This is a genomic window from Streptomyces beihaiensis, from assembly GCF_026274175.1.
In the GTDB taxonomy this organism is placed as follows: domain Bacteria; phylum Actinomycetota; class Actinomycetes; order Streptomycetales; family Streptomycetaceae; genus Streptomyces; species Streptomyces beihaiensis.
Genome location: NZ_JAPHNL010000135.1, coordinates 21,817 through 45,014, shown reverse-complemented (window position 1 = coordinate 45,014; position 23,198 = coordinate 21,817). Strand labels below are relative to the sequence as shown.

Genomic DNA, 23,198 nt, shown 5'->3' with positions numbered 1-23,198 from the left:
CCCGGCCCGCAGTTCAAACCCCGCGATTCTCCGGTAAGGTAAGGCTTACCTGCAAACGATCGCGATTCGGTGGTCCCTGCATGCCCCTCAGCACCCCGGTGTCCGCCCCCGCGCCCACCCCCGCGGCGGCCGCGCCGAGCCCGGTCTCGGCCGCGTACGCCCGCCTCACCGAGGTCTTCCCCGGCCTGCGCGTCGTCGAGCGACCGCCCGGCGAGCCACTGCCCGAGGGCGCGGGCTGGACCGGAACCACCCGACTGGCCGAGGGCGGCGCGGCACTTGACGCCTTCCTCGCCTGGGACAACGCGCAGGTTCTCAGGGACCACGGGCAGCGGGCCCGCCCCGACGTCATCGCCAGCTTCGGCCTGCACCGCTACGCCTGGCCCGCCTGCCTGCTGATCACGGTCCCCTGGTTCCTGCACCGCCGCGTGCCGCGGTACCCCGCCGCGCACGTCTCCTTCCAGCGGGCGCTCGGCCGGATGGCGGTGCGTGTCACCGACTTCGCCTGCCTGCCCGGCGATCCGGCCGTCCGGCTGCCCGGCGCCCGCGTGGTCGCCGACGAGGAGGCGCTGCGGGCCGAGGTGCGCGCGGCCGTCGCCGACCACCTGCGGCCGGTCCTGGCCGGATTCGGGCCGCGCATGCGGCGCGGGCCCCGCGCCCTGTGGGGCATGGCGACCGACGAGATCGTCGAGGGCCTGTGGTATGTCGGGCATCTGCTCGGCGAGGAACGGCGTGCCATGACCGAGCTCGGCGAGCTGCTGCCCGGCGCGACGCCGCCGTACGTCGGCCGGGCCGCGTTCCGCGAGCTGCGCGGACCGGACGGCGCGCCGCTGCCGACCCGTGACCGCGCCAGTTGCTGCCTGTACTACACGCTGCGTCCCGAGGACACCTGTGTGACCTGCCCGCGCACCTGCGACGCGGACCGCGTCACGAAGCTCACCGGGACCGCTCCGTCCACGACCACGTGAACCACCCGTTCGAGTGCGATAAATAGAACACAACTTCCTTCCATGACATGGGAGTTCGAGCGTCCGGCCGCTTTGCGCGCCCCCTCGCACTCCAATGGCGTTCTCTTGTCCCGAAACCCCCTGCGAGCCGCGACGACTGGGCCACTATGGCGCCCAAACGCCCTATCGCTACGCAAGGGACCCCCAGATGAGACTGACCGACATATCGCTGGACTGGCTGCTTCCGGGCGCCGTGCTGCTCCTGGGCCTGCTCGCGGCGGTGGCGGTGCTGGCGCGCAGCAGGCGCGCGGGGGGCGGCAAGAAGACCGCGGGATCGTTGTCCGACGAGTCGTGGGAGCGCAGCGAGGAGCGCCGCAGGCGCAAGGAGGCCGTCTACGGCACGGCCTCGTACATGCTGTTGTTCTGCTGCGCGGCGGTGGCCGCCGCGCTCTCCTTCCACGGCCTGGTCGGCTTCGGGCGGCAGAACCTGAGCCTGTCCGGGGGCTGGGAGTACCTGGTGCCGTTCGGGCTCGACGGGGCCGCGATGTTCTGCTCCGTGCTCGCGGTGCGCGAGGCGAGCCACGGCGACGCCGCGCTGGGTTCGCGGATACTCGTGTGGACGTTCGCGGGCGCCGCCGCCTGGTTCAACTGGGTGCACGCCCCACGTGGGTTGGGCCACGCGGGCGCCCCGCACTTCTTCGCGGGGATGTCCCTGTCCGCCGCGGTCCTCTTCGACCGGGCGCTCAAGCAGACGCGCCGCGCGGCCCTGCGCGAACAGGGTCTGGTGCCGCGGCCGTTGCCGCAGATCCGAATCGTGCGGTGGCTGCGCGCGCCCCGGGAGACGTACTCGGCCTGGTCGCTGATGCTCCTGGAGAACGTACGCACCCTGGACGAGGCCGTGGACGAGGTGCGTGAGGACAAGCGGCAGAAGGCGCAGAACCGGATGCGGCGGCGCGAGCACGAGAAGCTGGAGCGGGCGCAGTTGCGCGCGCTCAGCCGCGGCCACCGGTCGTTCGCCGGGCGCGGTTCGGGCCGTCAGGTCGAGGCCGGGGCGGGCGGCGCGGCGATGCCCGCGGTCACCGCCGGGGGCTCGTCCACCTCCGGTCCGGAGCCTGCCATATCCGGGCCGAACGCGGCGTCGCCGACGCCCCAGGAGCAGCTTCCGGTGCGCCCGCGGCCCTCGCTGCAGGCGGTGCGGACCGGCTCCGAGCCGGGGCGCGCCGGGAAGGCGCCGGTGACCGTCGACCTCACGGCCGAGGACGACACTCAGGCGCTCCCCCGGCTCGACTCGCTGGAGCAGAAGCTCAAGGACCTTGAGCAGCAGCTGGGTTGAGGGTCCGGTGTGCCCGGCGGCGCCGCGCGCTCACGCGGCGCCGCCGTCCAGTTCGAACCAGACCACCTTCCCGGTGCGGCCCGCGCCGAGCGCCGCGACGCCCCAGGCGTCCGCGAGCGTCTGCACCAGGAACAGGCCCCTGCCGTGCGTACCGTCGTCGGCGTGCGGTACGTGCAGCGTGGGCCTGCGCCCCACGAAGTCCGTCACCTCGACCCGCAGGCCGCGCGGGCCGACCGTCGCGGTCAGGACCGCGTCGTGGTCGGTGTGGACCAGCGCGTTGGTGACGAGTTCGCAGGTGAGCAGTTCGGCGACATCGGCCTTGTCCGGCCCGTCCCAGTGCCGCAGCAGACGGCGCAGCGCGCGTCGTGTCTCCGGTACGGCCCGCAGGTCGGCTCTGCCCAGTCTTCTTCTGAGTTCCAACGGTCGGCGGCCCGCCTGACCCGCCCCGTCGGCGGACGTGTCCTCGGCTCCGTCCCCCGCGTCCGTCCCGGTATCCGTGCCGGGGCCTGCCACACTCGTCGGCCCGCCCCCTCGTACCTGCCTTTTCATGACCCCCGCCCACACGCTGTTCCCATGCCTTGCTCGGTCAGGACCGTGCTGTCGTGCATGCTGCTGTGCGTACTGCCGTACGCGCCCTGTCGAACGCGTACACGGGAATGCATGCCCCCGTGCTCTTGACGCCACTCTTGTTCATTCGTGGTCCCGTCGGTGACAAGGTCAAGGGCGGGGCATGTTGCGCAGGTTGGATCGGGCCATCTGGACCATGCGGCCGACGCCGCCGTCGAGCACGATCTTCGACGCGGACAGCGCGAATCCGGTGACCATGTCGGCGCTGATCTTCGGCGGGATGGACAGCGCGTTCGGGTCGGTGACGACGTCGACCAGGGCGGGGCCCTTGTGCTCGAAGGCGTCCTTGAGGGCACCCGCGAGTTGCTTGGGCTTCTCGACGCGGACGCCGTACGCGCCCGCGGCCCGCGCGACCGCGGCGAAGTCGGGGTTCTTGTTGGCGGTCCCGTAGGAGGGGAGGCCCGCGACCAGCATCTCCAACTCGACCATGCCCAGGGACGAGTTGTTGAACAGGACGACCTTCACCGGCAGGTCGTACTGGACGAGGGTGAGGAAGTCGCCCATCAGCATCGAGAAGCCGCCGTCGCCGGACATGGAGACGACCTGGCGGCCGCGATCGGTGAACTGGGCGCCGATCGCCATCGGCAGCGCGTTGGCCATGGAACCGTGCGAGAACGAGCCGATGACGCGACGCCGCCCGTTGGGCGAGATGTAGCGCGCGGCCCACACGTTGCACATTCCGGTGTCCACGGTGAACACCGCGTCGTCCGCGGCGAGTTCGTCGAGCACGGAGGCGACGTACTCGGGGTGGACGGGCACGTGCTTGTCGACCTTGCGTGTATACGCCTTCACGACGCCTTCGAGCGCGTCGGCATGGGCCCTGAGCATGCTGTCGAGGAAGCGGCGGTCGGACTTGGCCCGGACGCGCGGGGTGAGACAGCGCAGCGTCTCACGGACGTCGCCCCACACCGCGAGGTCCAACTTCGAGCGGCGGCCGAGGTGTTCGGGACGCACATCGACCTGGACGATCTTGACGTTCTTCTGCGGCAGGAACGCGTTGTACGGGAAGTCGGTGCCGAGCAGGATCAGCAGATCGCACTCGTGGGTGGCCTCGTAGGCGGCGCCGTACCCGAGCAGTCCGCTCATCCCGACGTCGAACGGGTTGTCGTACTGGATCCACTCCTTGCCGCGCAGCGCGTGCCCGACCGGCGACTTGATCCTCTCGGCGAACTCCATGACCTCGGCGTGGGCGCCGGCGGTGCCGCTGCCACAGAACAGGGTGATCCGGTCGGCCTCGTCGATCAGTTCGACGAGCCTGTCGATCTCGGCGTCGCCGGGCCGGATGCTGGGCCGTGAGGTGACGATCGCCGTCTCGGTGGTCCGCTCCGGCGCCGGGTCGTCGGCGATGTCGCCGGGCAGCGAGACGACGCTGACGCCGGACCGGCCCACGGCGTGCTGGATGGCGGTCTGCAGGACGCGCGGCATCTGCCGCGGGCTGGAGATCATCTCGCTGTAGTGCGAGCAGTCGGCGAACAGCCGGTCGGGGTGGGTCTCCTGGAAATACCCGAGGCCGATCTCGCTGGAGGGGATGTGGGAGGCGAGGGCGAGCACCGGGGCCATGGAGCGGTGGGCGTCGTACAGGCCGTTGATCAGGTGCAGGTTCCCGGGCCCGCACGATCCGGCGCAGGCGGCCATCGTGCCGGTGATCTGCGCCTCGGAACCGGCGGCGAAGGCGGCGGTCTCCTCGTGGCGGACGTGGATCCAGTCGATGGCGCTGTTGCGGCGGATCGCGTCGACGACCGGGTTGAGGCTGTCGCCGACGACGCCGTACATGCGCTTGACGCCCGCGCGGACGAGGATGTCGACGAACTGCTCGGCGACGTTCTGCTTGGCCATTGACTCACGCGCCCCTTCGGAACCTCGGCTCACTCGGACCACTCGCTGGGTTCCATGAATTCACAACGGGCGCCGTTACGCCTCCCAAACGCCGACAGCCGTACGGTCGTCGGCGTATCCCTTCACCCTGACCTGCGTGTCGGCGAGGAACCCGGCGAGGCCGGGCGGCGTGTCGGCCGTCCACCGCCGCGCCAGGTGCCGGGCGAGCTCCGGCTGGCCGCGCAGGGGTTCGGCAAGGCCCTCGGAGCAGAGCAGCAGCGTGTCACCCGGGCGGGCCACCGCCGCGTGGAAACGGAACGGGTCGGGCAGCGGCCGCGCGCCGCTCCGTCCGTCCGCCGGTTCGCGGGGACTCGGCGGTGTGGCGATGCCGAGTCCCGTGGTGAGGCGGTCGCCGTCGAGGGCCTCGTCGGCCTGCGGCTCGATGTCCTGCCAGGCGCCGCCGCGCAGCCGGAACAGGCCGCCCGATCCGACACCGAAGAAGACGCGGGTGCGGCACTCCGGGTCGGCGGGCAGCAGCAGGCAGCGCAGTGTGGCCGCGTACGCCTCGGGGTCGAGGCCCTGGTCGGCGGCGGCCGCGCGGAGTTTGCCGAGGCTGCGGTCGGTGAGCCGGTGAAGCCCCGACTTGAGGTCGCCGCGCCGGTCGGCCCTGATGTCATCGGCGAGCCGGGCGTGGCTGCGCCCCACGGCCCGCCCGATCCAGTCGCATGCCTGGGCGGCGGCGAGGTGGGCACCGGGCGCCGCCCGGACGCCGGTCGCCACGGCGACGAGCACGAGGGCGCCGGTGCCGACGCCGAACCGCGCGGTCAGCAGGCAGTCGCGGCGGGGCTCGCCCCGGTAGCGCGCGGAGTCGCCCCGTACGGAGGCCGCCCGCAGCGTGCAACCGCCGTACCGCGCCCCGTCGAGCACGGTGTCGGCGACGAGGGTGCCGAGCGCGTCGGGGTCGGCGGCCGGTAGAGCGGTGGGCTCCGCCTCGTAGGTGGGCGGCCCGTCGCCCACGTAGGTGACGGACGGGAGCGGGGTGACGGAGCCGACCGGCGGGGCCGGTGGCGGCGCGGACTGCGCGGGTGCCGACGGCGCGGGTGCCGACGGCGCGGGTGCCGGGGGCGCGGGCACCGGCGGCACAGGTCCCGACGGCGCGGGCACCGGCGGCGGGGGCGGCGGCTCGTCCGCCGTGGGCTTCGTGAGCCGCACGCCGCTGCCTCCGGCCCGCTCGGCCGGTTCCCGGGGTTCCTCCGGGGGCGGGCCGAACACACCGGAGCCGACCGCGGTCGGCGCGTGCGGGGCCCTGGACGTGGGCGGCACGGGTGTCGGCGGCGCGGACACCGGAGGCGCGGCGACCGCTCCCGCCGAGGCGAAGCGGTCGTCGAGGGTGTCAGGGGCCGGGGACGGTCCGGTGTCGTCGGCGGCCTCGTCGTACAACTGCCCCCACCAGTCGTCCTCCTGGGTGCGACGACCGGTGGGCCTCTCCCCCTGCTGGCTCATGTCCTCATTGTCCACAGCACAGGGCGCCCGAAAACGGTGCAACGGGAAATTCCCGCACAAGAGGTCCGCCGGGCGGCGCCACCCCCCACGGGAAGGCCGCCCGGCGAACCGGTTCGAGTGACCGTACGAACACACGGGCGCCCACCGCCCGAACCCATCCCCTCCGCGGGTCCGGGCGGCTCGCACAAAATGGCGCGATCCGCACGGATCTTGGTGCCGTGGTGGCGCCACATTGGCAGAGCGACGGCCTGAGCGGGGAAGATGAGCGCGGCGGGAATGTGCCGTGGCCGGTTTCCGCCACGGGGGCTGGCCGACAAGAGCCGCCGAGAACGTTCGGCGGGAACCGGGGAGGGGCATCAGCTGATGCTGAGCGCGATAGGTCTGGACGACGAGCACGAGACGGTCTACCGCGCCTTGGTGGCGGTCGGGGCGGCCGACGTACCGGATCTCGCGCGCAGGCTCGGGCAGGCCGAACAGGAGACCGAGCGCGCGCTGCGCCGTCTGGAACGCAGCGGCCTGTCGGCGAGGTCGTCGGCGCATCCGGGCCGCTGGGTGGCCGCGCCACCGGGTATCGCGCTGGGCGCGCTGCTCATCCAGCAACGGCACGAACTGGAGAAGGCGGAGCTGGCGGCGGCGGAACTCGCCGAGGAGTACCGGGCCGGCGCGGTCGAACCCGACGCGCACGACCTGGTGGAGGTGGTGACCGGCGCGGCGGCCGTGGCGCAGCGGTTCCTGCAGATCCAACTGGGTGCGGCCCGTGAGGTGTGCGCGCTCGTCACCGGCAGCCCGGACGTCGTGCCGGGCGCCGACAACGACGCCGAGGAGCGGGCCGTCGGCCGGGGCGTGCGCTACCGCGTCGTCATCGAACGGTCGGTGCTCGCACTGCCCGGTGGCCTGTCCGAGCTGGCGGCGGCGATGGGCCGCGACGAGCAGGTCAGGCTCGTGGACCGGGTGCCGACCAAACTGGTCGTCGCGGACGGGAACCTCGCGCTGGTGCCGCTGTCGGCCCCTACGGCCGAACCTGCGGCGCTCGTCGTGCACGCCAGCGGCCTGCTCGAATCGCTGTCCGGTCTGTTCGAGGCGGTGTGGCGGCAGGCGCTGCCGCTGCGGCTGGGCACGGACGGCGGTGTGCGCGAGGAGGAGCCCGGCGGTCCGAACGGCCAGGGCGGCCCCGACGGCACCGACCTGGAGATCCTCTCGCTGCTGCTGGCCGGTCTGACCGACGCGAGCGTGGCGAAACAGCTGGACCTGGGGCTGCGGACGGTGCAGCGCAGGGTCAAGCGCCTGATGGAGCTGGCCGGGGTGACCACACGGTTGCAGCTGGGCTGGCACGCGTACGAACGGGACTGGGTGGCGCGCTGAGCCCCACGCCGTGCCTTGTCCCCCACACGTACCATCCGGCACTCGGCTGACCTGCGTGTTCGAAGCACGTGGGGGACCCTGGCCTCATGGGAGCGTGGGAACTCCTGCTGGTCGGGGCCGTCCTGGCGCTCGGCCTGTGCGGGGTGCTGGTGCCGGGCGTGCCCGGGTCGTGGCTGGTGTGGGCCGCGGTCGCGGTCTGGGCCCTGCGCGCCCGCACCGGCCTGGCCTGGGTGGTCCTGGTCTCCGCGACCGCCGTGCTGCTCGCCGGCCAGGTGGCGCGCTGGCTCCTGCCGCCCCGGCGGCTGCGCCAGGCCGGAGCCACCGTGAAGCTCCAGATATGGGCGGGCGTGGGCGCCGTCGTCGGGTTCTGCGTGATCCCTGTCGTCGGGGCGATTCCCGGGTTCGTCGCCGGGATCTACGTCTGTGAACGGCTGCGGCTCGGCGGGCACGGGGACGCGGTGGCGTCCACCCGTACGGCCATGCGGGCGGGCGGCTCCAGCATTCTGGCGGAGCTGTTCGCCTGCCTGCTGATCGCGGGGGCGTGGGTGGGGGTCGTGATCTGGGGCTGACCGGGAGTCGTGATCTGGGACCGAGCGGGGCTGAGCACGGGGCCCGGCCGTCGAGGGATACGCTCAGGGCCGTCGGCGGGAGCTGCCGCCGCGCACTCGACGCGATGACCGGGGGGACCGATGGACCACGTGCGCGAGCTGGCGCCCGCCGGGCCGGTGCGGCTCTGGCTCGTGGACACCGACGACGATCAGGGCGACGGCGACGGCGTGCTCGACCCGGACGAGCTGCGGCGCGCCGCGGCGTTCCGGTTCGACGGGCACCGGCGGCGGTACGTCGCCGCGCACGTGGCGCTGCGCGGGATCCTCGGCGAGCGGACCGGGCGCGCGCCCGGCGCCGTACGGTTCGTCCGTGAACCGTGCCCCGGGTGCGGTGAGCCGCACGGTCGCCCGGCCCTGGCCGACGGGCGGGGGCCGCACTTCTCCCTCTCGCACAGCGGCAGCCTGGCGCTGGTCGCGCTCGCCGCCACACCGGTCGGCGCCGACGTGGAGGAGTTGCCGTCCCAGGCGGCGACCGAGGAGCTGTGGTCGGTGCTGCACGCGCGCGAACGCGCCGAACTGGCGGCCCTCGGCGCGCCGCAGGACCGCCGTCTCGCCTTCGCGCGCGCGTGGGTGCGCAAGGAGGCCTACCTCAAGGGCATCGGCACGGGCCTTTCCCGCTCCCCCGACGCCGACTACGTGGGCACGCTGCATTCCCCCGCCGCCCCGCCCGGCTGGGTGATGAGCGACGTGCGGGTGCCCGACGGCTACACGGCGGCGGTGGCCGTCGCCGTGGCCGGAGCCGGGGCCGGGACGGGCGACGTCGGTTTCGAGTCGTAGCCGGTCAGGGCGCCGGTCGGCCCGCCTGCGGGGCGACATCGGCGCCTTCCAGGGTGAGCAGCCGCAGCTTCCGGTCGAGGCCGCCCGCGTACCCGGTCAGGGAGCCGTCGGCGCCGATCACGCGGTGGCAGGGGCGCACGATGAGCAGCGGGTTGGCGCCGACCGCACCGCCGACGGCCCGCACGGCGGCGCGCGAGGCGCCGATGCGCGCGGCGATGTCGCCGTAGGTGGTGGTGGCGCCGTAGGGAACGTCGTCGAGGGCGTCCCACACCCGGCGCCGGAAGTCGGTGCCTTCGGGCTTCAACTCCAACTGGAACTCCTTGAGCTCACCGGCGAAGTAGGCGTCGAGCTGCCGCACGGCCGCCGTGAACGGTCCACGGTCGCGCACCCATCCGTCGCGCTCGGTGCGCCCGCCCTTCTGGCCCGGCACGGAGAGCGAGGTCAGGGCGCCGGTGGCGTCGGCGGTGAGCAGGAGCGGGCCGAGCGGGCTGTCGACGGTGACGCAGTAGACGGTCCCGCTGTTGCCGCCGGTGTCCGTGGCGTTGCCAGTGTCCGTGTCGGTGTCGGTGTCGGTGTCGGTGTCGGTGTCGGTCATGATGCTTGCAACTTCCTTTGCTCGATGAGGTGTTGGCGTCCGTACGACCGCCAGGGACGCCACGCGTCGCCATGGCCGCGGGCAGTCGTGTCAGCGGCGTCCGCGGGGACCGCGACGTCCGGGTCGCCCAGGGCGCGCAGCCGGATCAGGGCGGCGGTACGCGCGTCCATGCCGGGCAGTGCGCGCAGCGCCTCGTCGGCGGCGTCGCGGTCGGCGCCCGGGTCGAGGTGGAGGCCGCCGTCGGTGAGGGCGCGGGCGAGCGCGCCGAGGGTTCCCGGCTCGTCGACGAGTGCGTCCGGCACCGGGAAGAGCCGGTCGAGGCCGCCGCACGGCGCGTCGACCCGTTTGCCGTACCGCCGCACGAGCCGACCGGACTCATGGGGCCCGGCGAGGATCCGCACGGCCTGCTCCTGCGGGTCGGCGGTGCCCGGCGAGCGCAGCCCCGGACGGGCGGCGACGAGCGGCGCGAGCCGAGGGTCGGCGGCGAGCCGCTCGTCGATGGCGTACGGGTCGGCGTCCAGGTCGAACAGGCGCCGCAGCCGGCCCACGGCGGTGGTCAGGTCGCGCAGGTCGGTGAGGTGGATCCGCGCGTCGAGCCAGCCGCCCCGGTGTTCGGTCCGCGCGCCGGACTGCTCGTGCCCGGCCTCGTCGACCGACACGATGCCCGTCCCGTGCGGGAGCCGCAGTGTGCGCCGGTAGGTGCGGGAGCCGGGTTCGCCGGTCACCTCCTCGACCCCGTCGACGCGTTCGCGGTCGAGGAGGTCGAAGACGGGTTCGGCCTGATAGGCGCCGCGATGGGCCAGGCGCAGCGGGATCCCGGCGGCGGAGGCGACGGCGGGCCGCGCGCCGGCCGGTCCTGGCGCGTCGGCCCGCAGTTGGGTCGGGGTGCGGGCGTACACCGCACGGACGGTGTCGTTGAACTGCCGTACGCTCGCGAACCCGGCCGCGAACGCGATCTCGGTGACCGCAAGCGTGGTGGTCTGCAACAGGAGGCGGGCGGTGTGCGCGCGCTGGGCGCGGGCGAGCGCGACCGGCCCGGCGCCCAGCTCGGCGGCGAGCTGCCGCTGCACCTGCCGTGCGCTGTAGCCGAGCCGGGCGGCGAGCCCGCCCACGCCCTCCCGGTCGACGACGCCGTCGCCGATGAGCCGCATGGCGCGCCCCACCACGTCGGCGCGGCCGTCCCACTCGGCCGACCCGGGCACGGCGTCGGGCCTGCACCGCCGACAGGCCCGGAACCCGGAGCTCTGGGCGGCGGCGGCCGTGGCGTAGAACCGCACGTTCTGGCGTTTCGGGGTGACCGCGGGGCAGCTGGGCCGACAGTAGATGCCGGTGGTCCGGACGGCGAAGAAGAACGCGCCGTCGAACCGTGCGTCCCGGCTGCGTACGGCTTCGTAGCGGGTGTCAGGTTCGGCCGCTTCGGTCGCTTCGATGGTGGTCACACACCCAGTGTGGGGTCCCGCCCCACACTGGGCTGGCGGAAATCGGACACGGCCCTGCCGGTCAGGGCCGTCGCCCGTCCCTCACCTCACGGCCTCGGACGTCCCCGCTTGGCCTGCATGGCGGCCCGGCCCTGCGCACCTCGCTGCTTCCACACCTTCCGCATCTCGTCGCGCAGCCGGGCGTCGGTCCGTGCGGCGAGGCGCTGGTTCTCCCGCAGGAGTTTGCGGTAGCTGTCGAGCCGGCGCAGGTGCAGCGTGCCGTCCTCGACGGCCGCGAGGACGGCGCACCCCGGCTCCACGGTGTGTGCGCAGTCCCCGAACCTGCACCGCTCGGCCAGCTCCTGGATCTCGGCGAAGGCCCGTCCGACCCCGGCCTCGGCGTCGTAGAGACCGACGCCGCGCAGCCCCGGGGTATCGATGAGGACGCCGCCGCCCGGCAGCGCGAACAGGTTGCGGGTGGTCGTGGTGTGCCGGCCCTTGCCGTCGATGTCGCGTACCGCCTGGACGTCCATCGCGTCGGTGCCGGTCAGCGCGTTGGCGAGGGTCGACTTGCCCGCGCCGGACACGCCGAGCAGGACGGCGGTGCCGCCGCCGATGGCGGCTCGCAGGTCGTCCGTGCCGTCGCCGTACAGGGCGCTGACGGTCAGCACACGCACGCCGGGCGCGCCGCTCTCGACGTCGGAGACGAGGTACGAGCGGGTCACCGGGTCGGGCACGAGGTCGGCCTTGGTGAGCACGACCAGCGGCGTCGCCCCGGACTCCCAGGCGAGCGCGAGGAACCGTTCGACACGGCCGAGGTCGAGGTCGCCGGCGAGGGAGACCGCGATCACGGCGTGGTCCACGTTGGCGGCGAGGATCTGGCCCTCCGACCGCTTGGAGGAGGTGGAGCGCACGAAGGCGGTGCGCCGCGGCAGATACGCCTGTACGTAGCGGGGGTCGGTGCCGTCCGGGTCCACGGCCGCCCAGTCCCCGGTGCAGATGACCTTCATGGGGTCGCGGGGCACGACGTACTCGGTGTCGGCCTGCACCACCCCGTCGGGCGTGGCCAGGTCGCAGCGGCCCCGGTCGACGCGCAGGACACGGCCGGGCAGCAGGCCCCGTTCGGCGTAGGAAGCGAACTCGGCCTCCCAGTCCTCGTCCCAGCCGTAGACGGCGAGCGGGTGCGAGGGGGTCGAAGAAGCCGAGGAAGCGGAGGAAGAAGAGGAGGAGGGAGAAGCGAGATTCAAGGGGAACCCTTCACAAGGGTGGTCCCGGCTCCGCGCAGGTGTGCGCCGTGAGAGAGGTCAGCCGGAGGCCACGGAGGTGGAGTGGACGTTCTTCCGGTCGCGGGCAGCGCCCGTCACAGAGACAGCCATCGGTCACACCTCCCGTTTCCCACTCGTCGTAACCCGGCGCATCTCGCCGTACGAAGCAGTCATGACACTAGAGCGGCGGTCGGCGGAGCGCCAGCGATTTACGCGCGCGGCCACCGGAGCCCGGAAAGCGGTCCGCGCGGCTGTGCTATGGTTACAGAGTTGCAGTTGTGGTACCCATGAACCTATGTGCGCCTGACGGGAATGTTTCTCCTTCAGGCGCATTATTTGTTTCCGGCATCTCCGGATGGGGCCTCTGCCTACAGATCGGAGAAGGTCATGGCACAGGGAACCGTGAAGTGGTTCAACGCCGAAAAGGGTTTCGGCTTCATCGAGCAGGACGGCGGCGGCCCCGACGTCTTCGCCCACTACTCGAACATCGCGACCCAGGGCTTCCGTGAGCTCCAGGAGGGCCAGCGGGTCAACTTCGACGTCACGCAGGGCCAGAAGGGCCCGCAGGCGGAGAACATCGTCCCGGCCTGATCACCGGACGCGTATTTCGCTCACCGGGGCTCGCACCGCGATGGTGCGGGCCCCGGTTTGTGCTGTTTCCAGGAAGGCAGACCACCGCATGCCCCGCAGATCCCAGAAGCCGAACCGGCGCCCCGCGTCACCCCCGCCCTCCGCGGCGTCGCCGAGGGAATTCCGGCTGCCGCAGAACACGACACCCGCCCTTCCTCCCGTCGAGGACTTCGCCGGCCTTGACATGCCCGCGGGGCTGCTGAAGACGCTCGGCGCGCAGGGTGTCACCACTCCCTTCCCGATCCAGGCCGCCACGCTGCCCAACTCGCTCGCCGGGCGTGACCTGCTGGGACGTGGGCGCACCGGTTCCGGCAAGACCCTCGCGTTCGGTCTGGCGGTGCTCGCCCGTACCGCGGGGCTGCGCGCGGAGCCAAAGGCGCCGCTGGCCCTCGTGCTCGTGCCCACGCGTGAGCTGGCCCAGCAGGTGACCGACGCGCTGACGCCCTACGCGACGGCCGTCAACCTCCGCCTCGCCACCATGGTCGGCGGGCTGTCCATCACCAAGCAGGCCGGTGTGCTCAGGCGGGGCGTCGAGGTGCTCGTGGCCACGCCGGGCAGACTGGGCGACCTCGTGGAACGCGGGGACTGCGTGCTCGGCAGCGTACGGATCACGGTGCTCGACGAAGCCGACCAGATGACCGACATGGGTTTCCTGCCGCAGATCACCAAGCTGATCGAGCGGGTGCGTCCCGACGGCCAGCGCCTGCTGTTCTCCGCCACCCTGGACCGCAACATCGACCGTCTGGTCCAGCGGTTCCTGACCGATCCCGTGGTGCACTCGGTGGACCCGGCGGCGGGTGCGGTGACCACCATGGAGCACCACGTGCTGCATGTGCTGGACGAGACCGACAAGAAGGCCGTCACCACGCGCATCGCGGCCCGTGACGGGCGGGTCATCCTGTTCCTGCACACCAAGCGGTCCGCCGACCGGCTCGCCAAGCGGCTCCTCGCCTCCGGTGTCCGCGCGGCGGCGCTGCACGGCGGGCGCTCCCAGCCACAGCGCAACCGCACCCTGGAGCAGTTCAAGAACGGCCAGGTCACCGCTTTGGTGGCGACGAACGTCGCGGCCCGCGGCATACACGTGGACGACCTCGATCTGGTGGTGAACGTCGATCCCCCGGCCGACCACAAGGACTACCTGCACCGGGGCGGCCGCACGGCCCGTGCCGGTGGTTCGGGCAGCGTGGTCACGCTGGTCCTGCCCGAGCAGAAGCGGGACGTCACCCGGCTCATGGCGGACGCGGGCATCCGCCCGCGCACGGCCCGCGTCCGCTCCGGCGACGCGGAGCTGGCCACCATCACCGGGGCGCGCGAGCCGTCGGGCGTGCCCGTCACTCTCGAGGTCCCCGGGGCGGCGGCGCCGGCCGCGAGCCGCCAGAGCCGCAAGCCCGCCGCCGGTACGGGCGGCGGCCGAAGCGCGAGCCGGCGCGGAGGTTCGAACCGACGGGGCGGCGCGAACCGGCGGGCCTCCCGCCGCCCCTCGGCCACGTAGCCACCGGCGCCGCCGTTCAGTCGATGCCGGACCGCTCCACTCCGGCGACGATGTACCGCTGCAGCACCACGAACACGACGACCAGCGGGAGGATCGAGACGGCGGCGGCGACGAACAGTTCGTGCAGGTTGACGACCTGTGCGGTGGTGAACGTGGCGAGCGCGACCTGTACCGTCCACGCCTGCTGGTCCTGCCCGATGACCAGTGGCCACAGGAACGCGTTCCACGAACCGATGAAGACGATGGCGCCGACCGCGGCGAAGACGGGCCGCGAGTTGGGCACGACGACGCGCCAGTAGGTGCGCCAGTGGCCCAGGCCGTCGACGCGGGCCGCGTCCTCCAGTTCCTTAGGGAACCCGAGGAAGTACTGGCGGAAGACGAACGCGGCGAAGCCGCTGAAGAGCGTCGGCACGATCAGGCCGCGCAGCGTGGAGATCCAGCCGAGGGTGGAGACGAGCACGAAACTCGGCACGAAGGTGACCGCCGACGGGATCATGAGCGTGCCGAGGATCGCGTAGAAGACGTGGTTGGCGTACGGGTAGGGGATGCGGGCCAGCCCGTACCCGGCCAGCGACGCCAGGAGCAGCGTGCCGAGTGTGGTCAGGACCGCGATCTGGGTGGAGTTCCACAGGGCGTGCAGCATCGGTACGGACGGGTCGTCGAACAGTTCGCGCACGTTGCTCCACCGCAGGGTGCGGGGGAAGAAGGTCCAGCCGGGCGAGGTGAGGTCGGACTCGCTCGACAGGCCGCCCCGCACCAGCAGGTAGAACGGCACCAGGAAGAGCACCGCCAGCGCGCCGATGATCACCGCGCGCAGCGCCCTTCCGAGCCGCACATGGGCGTCTTGGATCGTCGCCTCGCCGTTCTTCCTCACGTTTCCTCACTCCTCCTTCCGGCCGAGGCCGAACCACCGGGCCTGCACCACCGTGACCAGGGCGATGATCAGCGCGAGGACCACGGCGCCCGCGCTGCCGATGCCGAGGTCCTGCCCCTGGCCCAGCGCCACGTAGTACAGGTAGACCAGCGGCGGGCGGGCGTAGGGCGGGTAGCCGCGCGCGGTGGACAGCAGGTTGTAGAACTCGTCGAACGCCTGGAAGGCGTTGATCACCAGGAGCAGGACGACGGCGACGGAGGTCGCGCGCAGCTGCGGGAAGGTGATGTGGCGGAAGACCTGCCAGCCGGGGCGGGCGCCGTCGACGGCCGCGGCCTCGTACAGGGCGCGGGGGATGCGTTGCAGTCCGGCCAGGATGAGCACCATGTAGAAACCGGCCTGCAGCCACAGCCGTACGGTGACGATGACCAGCCAGTACCACGGCGGGTGGCTCGTCGACAGCCATGCCACCGGGTCCTGGCCGAACCAGCGCAGGACCGTGTTGGCGAGGCCGAAGCGGACTCCGTTGAACAGGGAGAGTTTCCAGATCACCGACGCCACGACGTAGCTGCAGGCGGTCGGCAGGAAGAACACGGACCGGAAGAAGGCGCGGGCGAGGCGCAGCCGGTTCACCATCAGGGCGAGGGCGAGCGAGAGGGCGTACGTGGCCGGGACGATGAAGAGGCAGAAGACGGCGAATGTGGCGAGGCTGGAGGTGAAGGCCGAATCGCCCAGGACCGACGTGTAGTTGGACAGGCCGACGAAGTGCGTGGGCGTGACGGTGTTGCGCGCGTCGAAGAAGCTGAGGGCGAGGCTCCACAGGAGCGGGACGTAGACGAAGACCCCGAGGCCGACGACGAACGGGCCGGTGAAGACCCAGAACCACAGATACCTGTTCTGCGGTCCGAGCAGTCTGGACGGCACCGCCCTCCTCAGCCCTTCCCGCTCTTCTTCAGTACGCGGCTCAGTTCCGAACCGACCGTGCTCACCACCGACTTGAGTTGCGCCGAGGGGTCGGCGCCGCCCTGGATGATCCTGGTCAGGGCGTCCTGGAGCGCCGTCTGGGACTTGGGGGTCCACAGCAGCGGGCTGGCGTGGCCGTGGTCGGTGGCGAAGCCGACGGCGTCGGCGGCGGGGCCCGTGCGCAGCTTGGCGGCCTTCTTCGCCAGCGAGACGCGCGCGGGGATGTGGAAGCCGTAGGAGAGCGCGAAGTCCTGTTGGTCGTCGGTGCGGTCGACCCACAGCCACTTCGCGTACGCCTTGGCCGCGTCGACGTGCTTGCTGCGGGCGCTGACGGCGGTGGCGTAGGCGCCGACCGGCACGGCGGGTCGGCCGTGGTTCCCGGCGGCGGGGAACGGGAGCACGCCGAAGTCGTCGCCGAGCGCCTTCTTGATCTGCGGCATCGCCCACAGTCCGGTCCACTGCATGGCGGTGAGGCCCTGGGTGAACGCGGACGGGTCGGCCCAGTCGGCGGGGGCGCCGAGCAGCAGGGACTTGTTCGCGTACAGGGTGTGCAGTCCGGCGAGGGCGGCGGCCGCGGCGGGGTCGTCGAAGCCGACGCGCCCGTCGGCGGTGACGAGTTCGAGACCGGCGGCGAACAGCGGTGTGCCGCCGAGGACTCCGGCGCCGCCGTCGTTGCCGAGGAAGAGGCCCTTGACGTTCCTGGTGGTGAGGCGGTGGGCGGCGTCGACCAGCTCGTGGAGGGTGCGCGGTGGCCGGACACCCGCCGCGGTCAGCAGGCTCTTGCGGTAGTAGAGCATCTGCATGTCGATGGTCTGCGGGATGCCGTACACCTTGCCGCGGTAGGTCTTGGGTGCGAGGACCGCGGCGTTGAAGTCGGGGCGGACGGCCGCGATCTCGTGGGTGAGGTCGACGACCTGGTGGCCCTGGATCTGGTCGAGGGTGGGGCCGTTGACCTCGAAGACGTCAGGTCCCGCGTCGGTGAGGAGCGCGGCGGCGGTCTGCCGGTCGTAGTCGCCGGGGCGCCACTGCACGGAGACCCTCGCCTCGGTGTACGCGGCGGCGTAACGCTTGACGGCTTGTTCGGTCCCGGCCTCTCCGTACTGGTGGTACCACTGGGACAGGACGGGAGCGCCGTGTCCGCCCGAACTGCCGCTGCCACGGCCGGTGTTGGAGCCGCAGGCGGCGAGGGCCGCGGTGAGTGCGGCTCCCGCGCCGAGCGTGAACAGCCGTCGGCGAGAGAAGGTCGGCGCGGGGATCGGCTCGGTGGGCTCAGAGGTGGTCACCCTCGTCTATCTCCCCCGGGCGTGCGCGGGTTACGCACGCCGGGGCGTGTTCCGGGCCGAGGGAGAGGACGTGTTCGACGCGTGGGACGGGCAGCGGGCACGTGAGGCGGTTTCAGGGCCTCGGTCGCGAGCGGGAGGGACCAACGTCCCCCGATCGCCGTGACCACGAAGGAGCTTGGTCACTGATATGCGGCGAATGTTTCCCATCCTGGGTGATACAGGGTTTTTGGTCGATTTGCCGTGCTACATCTAGTAACCCCGGCACTGGTTTAGACCACCCCAGGAGGAGCTTGCGATGACCACGGCCACCACCGCGCCGCCCGAGGCCGGCGGCACCAGACGCTCCGGCGTGATGGCGTCCCTGCAGAAGATCGGCCGCAGTCTGCAACTGCCCGTCGCCGCCATGCCGGCCGCGGCGATCCTGCTCCGGCTCGGCCAGCCCGACGTGTTCGGCGACGACGGACTCGGCTGGCACAAGGTGGCCGCGGTCTTCGACGCCGCGGGCGGCGCGATATTCCAGAACCTGCCGCTGCTGTTCTGTGTCGGCGTGGCCATCGGCTACGCGAAGAAGGCCGACGGCTCCACGGCGCTCGCCGCGCTCGTCGGCTTCCTCGTCTACAAGAACGTCCTGACCGCCTTCCCCGTCGCCGGGTCGGTCACCGAGGCACTGCCCAAGGGCACGCCGCAGGACCCCGGAGTGCTCGGCGGCATCGTCCTCGGGCTCGTCAGCGCCGTCGTCTGGCAGCGCTACCACCGCACCAGACTGGTCGACTGGCTGGGCTTCTTCAACGGACGACGACTCGTGCCGATCATCATGGCCTTCATCGGCGTGGTCTTCGGCGTCTTCTTCGGCCTGGCCTGGCAGCCCATCGGTGACGCGCTGGGCCACTTCAGCGACTGGCTGACCGGCCTGGGCGCCTTCGGCTCGGGCCTCTACGGCGTCTTCAACCGCGGGCTCATCCCGGTCGGCATGCACCAGTTCCTCAACACGTTCTTCCAGCAGCAGGTCGGCTCGTTCACCGACGCCGCGGGCAACGTGTGGCACGGCGAGATCCCCCGCTTCTTCCACGGCGACCCGACCGCGGGCCAGTTCCTGACCGGCTTCTTCCCGATCATGATGTTCGGCCTGCCCGCCGCGGCCATCGCCATCGCGCACGCCGCCGAGCCGCACCGCCGCAAGGCCACCATGGGGATGATGCTCTCCCTGGCCCTGACCTCGCTGGTGACCGGCATCACCGAGCCGATCGAGTTCACCTTCCTGTTCATCGCGCCCGCCCTGTACGCGGTCCACGCCGTGCTCACCGGTGTCTCGATGGCGGTGACCTGGGCGCTCGGGGTGAGGGACGGCTTCGGGTTCTCGGCGGGTCTGATCGACTACGCGCTCAACTGGAAGCTCGCCACCAACCCCTGGATGATCATCCCGATCGGTCTCGCCTTCGCGGTCCTCTACTACGTGCTGTTCCGCTTCCTCATCATGAAGTTCGACATCCCGACGCCCGGCCGCGAACCGGAGGAAGAGGTCGACTCGGTCACCAAGTGACCGCGCCGACGCGCGACACCCCCACCCCCACCGCACTGCGAAAGGTTCCCCATGACCACGCGCATCCTCGACCTCGACCGCGACGGCCTCGCCGCACTGCGCGGCCGCGCCCTGACCGCGTCCGTCGCCGCCGCCGAGGGCCGCACCATGGTCGGCGAGGTCTTCGCCGAGCGTGCCGCGCTCTCCCCGCACCCGGACGGGCGCGGCGTGCACAACGCCGAGCTGGTGGCGGCGTTCGGCGCCGACATCGTGGTGCTCAACCTGATCGAGCGGGCCTGGGACGGCGACCGGCTCCACCTGCCGGGCCTGGGCACGTTCCGTACGTTCACGGAGCTGGCCGAGGCCGTCGGGCGGCCGGTCGGCGTCAATCTGGAGCCCGGCGACGTACCCGAGATCCGGCGCGCCGAGCCGGAGTACGCCAAGCGCCTGATCGACAGGGGGGCGGCCATGCTGTGCATCACCGCCAACCCCGGCACCGGCGGTTCGTTCGACGGCATGGCGCGGGTGACCGAGGAACTGCGGGCCGGACTCGGCGACGACGCGGCGCTGTGGTCCGGCAAGATGCACCACGCCGGGCACCCGGAGCGGGTGACCGTCGAGCGGCTGACGAACCTGGCGGCCGCCGGTGCCGACGGTGTCGTGATGCCGCTGCCGGGCACCCTGCCCGGTGTCACCAAGGAGCTCGCCGCCGAGGCCGTCGCCGCCGTACAGGACGCGGGCGCGGTCGTGATGGGCGCCATCGGCACCAGCCAGGAGGGCTCACACCGCAACGTGGTGGCCCAACTCGCCCTGAACGCGAAGGAAGTGGGCATCGACGCGCACCACTTCGGCGACTCCTACATTCCGGGCGTCTGCGACCCTGAGCTGCTCTACGCGTACTCGGTGGCGATCCGCGGTCGCCGTCACACGTGGAACCGGATGGCACTGAGCGGCCGCCGGGCGCCCGCCGCGAGGAGCTGAGGCGGTCCGGCGGACCACCGCCCGCGGGGGGCGCCTCACACGGGAAGCCCCCGCGGCTCCTTCACCCGCTTCATGATGATCTGTGAGTTCACCTCGGTCACCCCTTCGAGCGCGGTGAGCCGTTCGATCCACAGGCGCTCGTACGCGGCGAGGTCGGCGACCGCGATCCGCAGCAGGCAGCCGGGACTGCCGAAGAGGCGGTACGCCTCGATCACGTCGGGGATGTCCTGCAGGGCATGCTCGAACGCCTCGACACAGGCCCGGTCGCGCCGCACCTCGATGGAGACCAGCACCTCGAAGCCGCGTCCGACCGCCTCCGGGTCGACGACCGCGCGGTACCCCTGGATGACACCGTCCTTCTCCAGCTGCCGCACCCGGCGCAGGCACGGGGAGGGGCTCAGGCCCACCCGATGGGCCAGTTCCTGGTTGCTCAGCCGACCGTCGTTCTGAAGCTCGCGCAAGATACTGAGGTCAATCCCGTCCATGACGCAATTGTGCGCCCCGGCGACGCCCTCTCGCGAGCAGAAGTGGCAATCCGATTGCGGGCGATTCCGCCTATCCTTGCGAGGCATCGAACACCCTTGCGCCGCCCGGCACCCACCACCCCGGGTACCGGACGGCCCGATTCCCCCCGAGGCGGCCCCATGGAACGCATCCGGCCCGACAAGCCGCGGCGCATCACCCTCATCAGCACCGGCGGCACCATAGCCAGCCGCTGGCAGGGCACCGGTTACGCCGCCGACGCCGCCGGAGACACCGTCCTGGCCAGCGCCGCCGTGCCGGCGGGCGTCGAGGTGCGGGTGCTCGACCTGTTCAACGTGAACAGCTCCCGGATGACCAGCGATCTCCAGCTGGCCCTCGTCCGCACCGTGCGCGACGTGCTCGCCGACCCGGACGTGGACGGCATCGTCGTCACGCACGGCACGGACACCCTGGAGGAGTCGGCGTTCCTGGTGGACCTCCACCACGACGACCCCCGCCCGGTGGTCTTCACCGGCGCCCAGCTCCCGCTCGGCGCGGCCGACGGCGACGGCCCCGGCAACATGCACGACGCGATCCAGGCCGCCGCGACCGTGCGCGGCCTGGGCGTGCTCGTCGTCTTCAACGGCACCGTGCACGCCGCCCGCGGCACCGTGAAGACGCAGACCCTCGCCCCGAACGCGTTCGACGACCCGTCGGCCGTCGAGCCGCTGGGCCGCCTCGGCTTCGGCCGCGCCGACGTCCGCCGCGCCCCGCGCCGCCCGGCCCCGCTGCCCGTGCCGGGCGCCGACGCCGCCGTGCCGCGCGTCGACATCGTCATGCACCACAGCGACGCCGACCCGGCCCTGTTCGAGGCGGCCGTCGCCGCCGGGGCACGCGGCATCGTGCTCGTCGCCACCGGCGCGGGCAACGCCACCCCGGCGTTCGTCGAGGCGGTCCGCGCCGCCGCCGCACGCGGCATCCTCGTCGTCGTCACTACGCGGGTGCCCGCGGGCCCGCTCGCCGAGATCTACACCGGCGGCGGCGCCGTCGACCTCGTCGCGGCGGGCGCCGTGCTCAGCGGGACCCTGCGCGCGGGCCAGGCGCGCATCGCCGTCCTGTCCGCCCTGCTCGCGAGCGCCGACGCCACCCGCGCCGAGCGCACGCAGCTGCTGCGCCGCCTCATCGACGCGCCCGCCGAGGACGCCGCCCACGGCCCGGCCGCCGACGTGGCCGACGCCCCTGCCGACAGCCCCGCCCACACTCCTGCCGAGACCGACGAGAAGACCGCAGCATGACGACGAATGCCGCCCCGGCCTCCCCTGCCACCGCTGTCTCCCCTGCCGGTCCCGCCTTCCGCCGCGAGCACGACCTGCTCGGCGAGCGCGACGTACCGGCCGACGCGTACTGGGGCGTGCACACGCTGCGCGCCGTGGAGAACTTCCCCATCACCGGCACGCCGATCTCGGTCCACCCGCGCCTGATCGACGCGCTCGCCGCCGTGAAGGAGGCCGCGGCCCTGGCCAACGAGGAGCTGGGCCTGCTGACCCCGGCCAAGGCGGAGGCCATCGTGACGGCCTGCCGCGAGATCCGTTCCGGCAAGCTGCACGACCAGTTCGTCGTGGACGTCGTGCAGGGCGGCGCGGGCACGTCGACGAACATGAACGCCAACGAGGTCGTCGCCAACCGCGCCCTCGAACTGCTCGGCCACCCCAAGGGCTCCTACCAGCACCTGCACCCCAACGAGGACGTCAACCTCGGCCAGTCCACCAACGACGCCTACCCGACCGCGCTGCGCATCGCCACCATCGAGTCGGCCCGCGGGCTGCTGCGGGCGATGGCGGTGCTGCAGGACGCGTTCGCGGCGAAGGCCGTCGAGTTCCGATCGGTCCTGAAGATGGGCCGCACCCAGCTCCAGGACGCCGTGCCGATGACGCTCGGCCAGGAGTTCTCCACGTACGCCGTGATGCTGGAGGAGGACCGGGGCCGGCTCGCGGAGGCGGTCGAGCTGATCCACGAGATCAACCTCGGTGCCACGGCGATCGGCACGGGGCTCAACGCGCCCGCCGGTTACGCGGAGGCGGCCCGCCGCCACCTCGCGGCCATCACCGGCCTGCCGCTGGTGACGTCGGTGAACCTGGTCGAGGCCACGCAGGACTGCGGCGCGTTCGTGCAACTGTCCGGCGTGCTCAAGCGGATCGCGGTCAAGCTCTCGAAGACCTGCAACGACCTGCGACTGCTCTCGTCCGGGCCGCGCGCCGGTCTCGGCGAGATCAACCTGCCGCCGGTGCAGGCGGGTTCGTCGATCATGCCGGGCAAGGTCAACCCGGTGATCCCGGAGGTCGTCAACCAGGTCGCCTTCGAGGTGATCGGCAGCGACGTCACCATCACCATGGCGGCGGAGGCGGGCCAGCTCCAGCTCAACGCGTTCGAGCCGGTGATCCTGCACGCCCTCTCGCGCGGCATCACGTCGCTGAGCGCCGCGTGCCGCACGCTCGCCGAGCGCTGCGTGTCGGGCATCACCGCCAACGAGGCCGCGCTGCGCGCGAGCGTGGAGAACTCCATCGGCCTGGTCACGGCCCTCAACCCGCACATCGGGTACGAGGCCGCGACCGCGGTGGCGAAGGAAGCCCTCGCCACCGGGCGCGGGGTGGCGGAACTGGCCCTTGAGAAGGGCCTGTTGCCGCCTGATCAGTTGGCGGAGCTGCTGACGCCGGAGCGGCTTGCGGGGACGCGTCGCTGAAACCCGCCGT

At 72.4% G+C, this 23,198-nt stretch carries 21 protein-coding genes; 11 read left to right on the top strand and 10 right to left on the bottom strand.

Annotation, left to right across the window (positions count from 1 at the left end):
• Window positions 1–80 precede the first annotated feature (80 nt).
• On the top strand, window positions 81–965 hold the full coding sequence (locus tag OFY01_RS14300; protein WP_266599861.1) for a (2Fe-2S)-binding protein: 885 nt from the start codon (window positions 81–83) through the stop codon (window positions 963–965).
• Between the two features lie 187 nt (window positions 966–1,152).
• The gene (locus OFY01_RS14295) at window positions 1,153–2,277 is read left to right on the top strand and encodes a DUF2637 domain-containing protein (protein ID WP_266599859.1); all 1,125 of its coding nucleotides are present in this window, start codon (window positions 1,153–1,155) and stop codon (window positions 2,275–2,277) included.
• Window positions 2,278–2,307: 30 nt separating this feature from the next.
• Here the strand turns inward: OFY01_RS14295 and OFY01_RS14290 are convergent, their stop codons facing one another.
• The 3 genes from OFY01_RS14290 to OFY01_RS14280 form a co-directional block, all read right to left on the bottom strand.
• A complete protein-coding gene (locus OFY01_RS14290; RefSeq protein WP_266599857.1) occupies window positions 2,308–2,826 on the bottom strand; it encodes an ATP-binding protein in 519 nt (172 codons plus the stop codon).
• Window positions 2,827–2,994: 168 nt separating this feature from the next.
• Window positions 2,995–4,740, bottom strand: a complete 1,746-nt coding sequence (locus OFY01_RS14285; RefSeq protein ID WP_266599856.1) for a pyruvate dehydrogenase — start codon at window positions 4,738–4,740, stop codon at window positions 2,995–2,997.
• Window positions 4,741–4,815: 75 nt separating this feature from the next.
• Entirely contained in the window at window positions 4,816–6,222 is a 1,407-nt protein-coding gene (locus tag OFY01_RS14280) for a protein phosphatase 2C domain-containing protein (RefSeq protein ID WP_266599855.1), read from the bottom strand.
• 363 nt (window positions 6,223–6,585) lie between these two features.
• On the opposite strand from OFY01_RS14280, the gene OFY01_RS14275 reads away from it, so the two are divergent.
• The 3 genes from OFY01_RS14275 (at window position 6,586) to OFY01_RS14265 (ending at window position 8,969) form a co-directional block, all read left to right on the top strand.
• Entirely contained in the window at window positions 6,586–7,584 is a 999-nt protein-coding gene (locus OFY01_RS14275; RefSeq protein WP_266599854.1) for a helix-turn-helix transcriptional regulator, read from the top strand.
• An 86-nt stretch (window positions 7,585–7,670) separates the two neighbouring features.
• The gene (locus OFY01_RS14270) at window positions 7,671–8,153 is read left to right on the top strand and encodes a DUF456 domain-containing protein (RefSeq protein ID WP_266599852.1); all 483 of its coding nucleotides are present in this window, start codon (window positions 7,671–7,673) and stop codon (window positions 8,151–8,153) included.
• Between the two features lie 120 nt (window positions 8,154–8,273).
• Complete coding sequence (locus OFY01_RS14265) at window positions 8,274–8,969, top strand: 4'-phosphopantetheinyl transferase family protein (RefSeq protein ID WP_266599850.1); 696 nt, start codon at window positions 8,274–8,276, stop codon at window positions 8,967–8,969.
• 4 nt (window positions 8,970–8,973) lie between these two features.
• On the opposite strand, the gene OFY01_RS14260 is transcribed toward OFY01_RS14265, so the two are convergent.
• The 3 genes from OFY01_RS14260 to rsgA all read right to left on the bottom strand — a co-directional run bounded on the left by OFY01_RS14260 (window position 8,974) and on the right by rsgA (window position 12,229).
• Window positions 8,974–9,564 carry a methylated-DNA--[protein]-cysteine S-methyltransferase gene (locus OFY01_RS14260; protein WP_266599848.1) on the bottom strand — a complete coding sequence of 197 codons (591 nt, stop codon included), beginning with the start codon at window positions 9,562–9,564 and terminating at the stop codon, window positions 8,974–8,976.
• A complete protein-coding gene (locus tag OFY01_RS14255; RefSeq protein WP_266599846.1) occupies window positions 9,561–11,003 on the bottom strand; it encodes a DNA-3-methyladenine glycosylase 2 family protein in 1,443 nt (480 codons plus the stop codon). Before OFY01_RS14255 ends, OFY01_RS14260 begins: the two co-directional genes overlap by 4 nt.
• A gap of 86 nt (window positions 11,004–11,089) precedes the next feature.
• On the bottom strand, window positions 11,090–12,229 hold the full coding sequence (gene rsgA / locus OFY01_RS14250) for a ribosome small subunit-dependent GTPase A (RefSeq protein WP_266599844.1): 1,140 nt from the start codon (window positions 12,227–12,229) through the stop codon (window positions 11,090–11,092).
• A gap of 405 nt (window positions 12,230–12,634) precedes the next feature.
• On the opposite strand from rsgA, the gene OFY01_RS14245 reads away from it, so the two are divergent.
• On the top strand, window positions 12,635–12,838 hold the full coding sequence (locus OFY01_RS14245) for a cold-shock protein (RefSeq protein WP_266599842.1): 204 nt from the start codon (window positions 12,635–12,637) through the stop codon (window positions 12,836–12,838).
• 88 nt (window positions 12,839–12,926) lie between these two features.
• The gene (locus OFY01_RS14240) at window positions 12,927–14,369 is read left to right on the top strand and encodes a DEAD/DEAH box helicase (protein WP_266599841.1); all 1,443 of its coding nucleotides are present in this window, start codon (window positions 12,927–12,929) and stop codon (window positions 14,367–14,369) included.
• Window positions 14,370–14,385: 16 nt separating this feature from the next.
• Here OFY01_RS14240 and OFY01_RS14235 read toward each other — a convergent pair whose 3' ends face one another.
• From OFY01_RS14235 to OFY01_RS14225, 3 genes are read right to left on the bottom strand one after another with little or no spacing between them, the layout of a single operon-like run.
• Window positions 14,386–15,219 carry a carbohydrate ABC transporter permease gene (locus OFY01_RS14235; RefSeq protein WP_266599897.1) on the bottom strand — a complete coding sequence of 278 codons (834 nt, stop codon included), beginning with the start codon at window positions 15,217–15,219 and terminating at the stop codon, window positions 14,386–14,388.
• A gap of 30 nt (window positions 15,220–15,249) precedes the next feature.
• Window positions 15,250–16,164: a carbohydrate ABC transporter permease gene (locus tag OFY01_RS14230; protein WP_266599840.1), complete on the bottom strand. Its 915-nt coding sequence runs from the start codon at window positions 16,162–16,164 to the stop codon at window positions 15,250–15,252.
• A gap of 8 nt (window positions 16,165–16,172) precedes the next feature.
• Window positions 16,173–17,486 carry an ABC transporter substrate-binding protein gene (locus OFY01_RS14225; RefSeq protein ID WP_407700337.1) on the bottom strand — a complete coding sequence of 438 codons (1,314 nt, stop codon included), beginning with the start codon at window positions 17,484–17,486 and terminating at the stop codon, window positions 16,173–16,175.
• A gap of 295 nt (window positions 17,487–17,781) precedes the next feature.
• Between OFY01_RS14225 and OFY01_RS14220 the strand changes: the two genes are divergently transcribed.
• Window positions 17,782–19,026: a PTS transporter subunit EIIC gene (locus OFY01_RS14220; RefSeq protein WP_266599839.1), complete on the top strand. Its 1,245-nt coding sequence runs from the start codon at window positions 17,782–17,784 to the stop codon at window positions 19,024–19,026.
• 51 nt (window positions 19,027–19,077) lie between these two features.
• Window positions 19,078–19,986, top strand: coding sequence for a DUF7916 family protein (locus tag OFY01_RS14215; protein WP_266599837.1), 909 nt, complete (start codon window positions 19,078–19,080; stop codon window positions 19,984–19,986).
• Between the two features lie 35 nt (window positions 19,987–20,021).
• Here OFY01_RS14215 and OFY01_RS14210 read toward each other — a convergent pair whose 3' ends face one another.
• Complete coding sequence (locus OFY01_RS14210) at window positions 20,022–20,471, bottom strand: Lrp/AsnC family transcriptional regulator (RefSeq protein WP_266599836.1); 450 nt, start codon at window positions 20,469–20,471, stop codon at window positions 20,022–20,024.
• A gap of 159 nt (window positions 20,472–20,630) precedes the next feature.
• Here OFY01_RS14210 and OFY01_RS14205 point away from each other — a divergent pair, with 159 nt between their 5' ends.
• Window positions 20,631–21,743, top strand: a complete 1,113-nt coding sequence (locus OFY01_RS14205) for an asparaginase (RefSeq protein ID WP_266599835.1) — start codon at window positions 20,631–20,633, stop codon at window positions 21,741–21,743.
• Window positions 21,740–23,188 (top strand): aspartate ammonia-lyase, encoded by a 1,449-nt coding sequence (gene aspA / locus OFY01_RS14200; protein WP_266599834.1) that lies wholly within the window; start codon window positions 21,740–21,742, stop codon window positions 23,186–23,188. Before OFY01_RS14205 ends, aspA begins: the two co-directional genes overlap by 4 nt.
• Window positions 23,189–23,198: the final 10 nt, after the last annotated feature.

Excerpts from the sequence above, each read along its gene's own strand:
- OFY01_RS14245 (WP_266599842.1), top strand. The coding sequence starts at position 12,635 with ATGGCACAGGGAACCGTGAAGTGGTTCAACGCCGAAAAGGGTTTCGGC.
- OFY01_RS14295 (WP_266599859.1), top strand. The coding sequence starts at position 1,153 with ATGAGACTGACCGACATATCGCTGGACTGGCTGCTTCCGGGCGCCGTG.
- OFY01_RS14280 (WP_266599855.1), bottom strand. The coding sequence starts at position 6,222 with ATGAGCCAGCAGGGGGAGAGGCCCACCGGTCGTCGCACCCAGGAGGAC.
- OFY01_RS14265 (WP_266599850.1), top strand. The coding sequence starts at position 8,274 with ATGGACCACGTGCGCGAGCTGGCGCCCGCCGGGCCGGTGCGGCTCTGG.
- OFY01_RS14215 (WP_266599837.1), top strand. The coding sequence starts at position 19,078 with ATGACCACGCGCATCCTCGACCTCGACCGCGACGGCCTCGCCGCACTG.
- OFY01_RS14285 (WP_266599856.1), bottom strand. The coding sequence starts at position 4,740 with ATGGCCAAGCAGAACGTCGCCGAGCAGTTCGTCGACATCCTCGTCCGC.
- OFY01_RS14290 (WP_266599857.1), bottom strand. The coding sequence starts at position 2,826 with ATGAAAAGGCAGGTACGAGGGGGCGGGCCGACGAGTGTGGCAGGCCCC.
- aspA (WP_266599834.1), top strand. The coding sequence starts at position 21,740 with ATGACGACGAATGCCGCCCCGGCCTCCCCTGCCACCGCTGTCTCCCCT.
- OFY01_RS14210 (WP_266599836.1), bottom strand. The coding sequence starts at position 20,471 with ATGGACGGGATTGACCTCAGTATCTTGCGCGAGCTTCAGAACGACGGT.
- OFY01_RS14240 (WP_266599841.1), top strand. The coding sequence starts at position 12,927 with ATGCCCCGCAGATCCCAGAAGCCGAACCGGCGCCCCGCGTCACCCCCG.
- OFY01_RS14220 (WP_266599839.1), top strand. The coding sequence starts at position 17,782 with ATGACCACGGCCACCACCGCGCCGCCCGAGGCCGGCGGCACCAGACGC.
- OFY01_RS14275 (WP_266599854.1), top strand. The coding sequence starts at position 6,586 with ATGCTGAGCGCGATAGGTCTGGACGACGAGCACGAGACGGTCTACCGC.
- OFY01_RS14300 (WP_266599861.1), top strand. The coding sequence starts at position 81 with ATGCCCCTCAGCACCCCGGTGTCCGCCCCCGCGCCCACCCCCGCGGCG.
- OFY01_RS14205 (WP_266599835.1), top strand. The coding sequence starts at position 20,631 with ATGGAACGCATCCGGCCCGACAAGCCGCGGCGCATCACCCTCATCAGC.
- OFY01_RS14270 (WP_266599852.1), top strand. The coding sequence starts at position 7,671 with ATGGGAGCGTGGGAACTCCTGCTGGTCGGGGCCGTCCTGGCGCTCGGC.
- OFY01_RS14260 (WP_266599848.1), bottom strand. The coding sequence starts at position 9,564 with ATGACCGACACCGACACCGACACCGACACCGACACCGACACGGACACT.